Consider the following 2,274-nt stretch of genomic DNA (forward strand, 5'->3'; position numbering starts at 1 on the left):
CTCCTACGCCCGTGCTGGTTACCAGCGGTTGTCAGGGCAACCGCCGCGCCCGGTCAGGGGCAATTATTTTTTGTCTTTCACTTCTTCGAATTCAGCGTCGACAACGTCATCTTCTTTTTTAGCAGAAGCGTCAGCGGCGTCAGCCGGCTGGCCCTGCTGCTGAGCGAACTCCATCAGCTTGCCGGAAACCTGCACCAGCGCCTGGATTTTCGCTTCGATGTCCGCTTTGTCTTCGCCTTTCAGCGCGGTGTTCAGATCGTTTAGCGCGGATTCGATCGGCGCTTTATCCTCGGCGGAGATCTTGTCGCCCGCTTCGTCCAGCTGCTTACGGGTGCTGTGGGCAATCTGGTCGCCCTGGTTGCGCGCCTGCACCAGCTCTTCGAATTTACGGTCGGCTTCCGCGTTCGCTTCCGCGTCGCGCACCATTTTCTGAATTTCATCCTCATTCAGACCAGAAGAGGCCTTGATGGTGATCTTCTGCTCTTTGCCTGAGTTTTTATCCTTCGCGGAAACATGCAGGATACCGTCGGCGTCGATATCGAAGGTGACTTCGATCTGCGGCATGCCGCGCGGCGCCGGTTGAATGCCGTCCAGATTAAATTGACCCAGCGATTTGTTATCCGCTGCGCGTTTACGCTCGCCCTGCAGCACATGGATGGTTACCGCAGACTGGTTGTCTTCAGCGGTAGAGAACACCTGGCTGTGCTTGGTAGGGATGGTGGTGTTTTTCGCAATCAGCGACGTCATCACGCCGCCCATGGTTTCGATACCCAGCGACAGCGGGGTCACGTCCAGCAGCAGTACGTCTTTCACGTCGCCCGCCAGCACGCCGCCCTGTACCGCAGCGCCCACGGCTACCGCTTCGTCAGGGTTAACGTCTTTACGCGGCTCTTTACCGAAGAATTCAGCAACTTTCGCCTGCACCATCGGCATACGGGTCTGACCGCCGACCAGAATAACGTCGTTGATGTCAGACACGGAGAGGCCAGCGTCCTGCAGCGCGACTTTCAGCGGCTCGATAGAACGGGCAACCAGATCTTCCACCAGCGATTCCAGTTTCGCACGGGTCACTTTGATGTTCAGGTGTTTCGGGCCGGTGGCGTCCGCCGTGATGTACGGCAGGTTAACGTCGGTCTGCTGAGCGGAAGAAAGCTCGATTTTCGCCTTTTCAGCCGCCTCTTTCAAACGCTGCATCGCCAGCGGATCGTTGTGCAGATCGATGCCCTGATCTTTCTTAAATTCAGCCACCAGATAGTTAATCAGACGGCTGTCGAAGTCTTCGCCGCCCAGGTGGGTATCACCGTTGGTCGCCAGAACTTCAAAGGTTTTTTCGCCGTCCACTTCATCGATTTCGATGATAGAGATATCGAAGGTACCGCCGCCCAGGTCATAGACCGCGATAGTACGGTTGCCCTGCCCTTTGTCCAGGCCGTAAGCCAGCGCAGCAGCAGTCGGTTCGTTAATGATGCGTTTTACTTCCAGACCTGCGATACGGCCGGCGTCTTTGGTCGCCTGACGCTGAGCATCGTTGAAGTAGGCTGGTACAGTAATAACCGCTTCCGTTACCGGTTCGCCCAGGTAATCTTCAGCCGTTTTCTTCATTTTTTTCAGCACTTCCGCAGAAATCTGCGGCGGCGCCATTTTCTGGCCTTTCACGTCAAGCCATGCATCGCCGTTGTCGGACTGAGTGATTTTGTAAGGCATGATTTTAATATCACGCTGTACTTCTTCGTCCTGGAAACGACGACCAATCAGACGTTTGATCGCAAACAGGGTATTCTGCGGGTTCGTCACAGCCTGACGTTTAGCAGGCTGACCAACCAGCGTTTCACCATCCTGTGTATACGCGATAATTGACGGCGTGGTGCGGTCGCCTTCGGCATTCTCCAGCACGCGCGCTTTGGTGCCGTCCATAATGGCAACACATGAGTTGGTTGTACCAAGGTCAATACCAATAATCTTACCCATCTAAACGTCTCCCACTTGAATTCATTGCAAATCAGGTTATGCACACTTAATGCGGGCGGTTTTTGCCGTTTCAACTCCCGGCGCCGCGCTTTTTTTCCGGGTACATAACCTCGGATGCCAAATAAGATGGGGCCATCCCTGACGGCATCAAGGGCCAGAAGAAAAAAAATTCGGTTTTACCACTCTTCAGATCAACGTTTGCCGGACGGCTGCTCATTATGATGCCGCGCGTACTGGCCAGGACGGCCGGTCTTTACTGCTTATCTATTCAATGACTTTACATTTTTTAAATGCAGAGGATTTATG

Annotated in this window: 1 protein-coding gene; it reads right to left on the minus strand. The window is 54.3% G+C overall.

From position 1 onward, the window contains the following. Window positions 1–63: 63 nt before the first annotated feature. Complete coding sequence (gene dnaK, locus MYY08_RS01435) at window positions 64–1,968, minus strand: molecular chaperone DnaK (RefSeq protein ID WP_038628388.1); 1,905 nt, start codon at window positions 1,966–1,968, stop codon at window positions 64–66. Window positions 1,969–2,274 lie beyond the last annotated feature (306 nt).

Source organism: Mixta sp., from assembly GCF_024610815.1.
Classification (GTDB): domain Bacteria; phylum Pseudomonadota; class Gammaproteobacteria; order Enterobacterales; family Enterobacteriaceae; genus Mixta; species Mixta calida.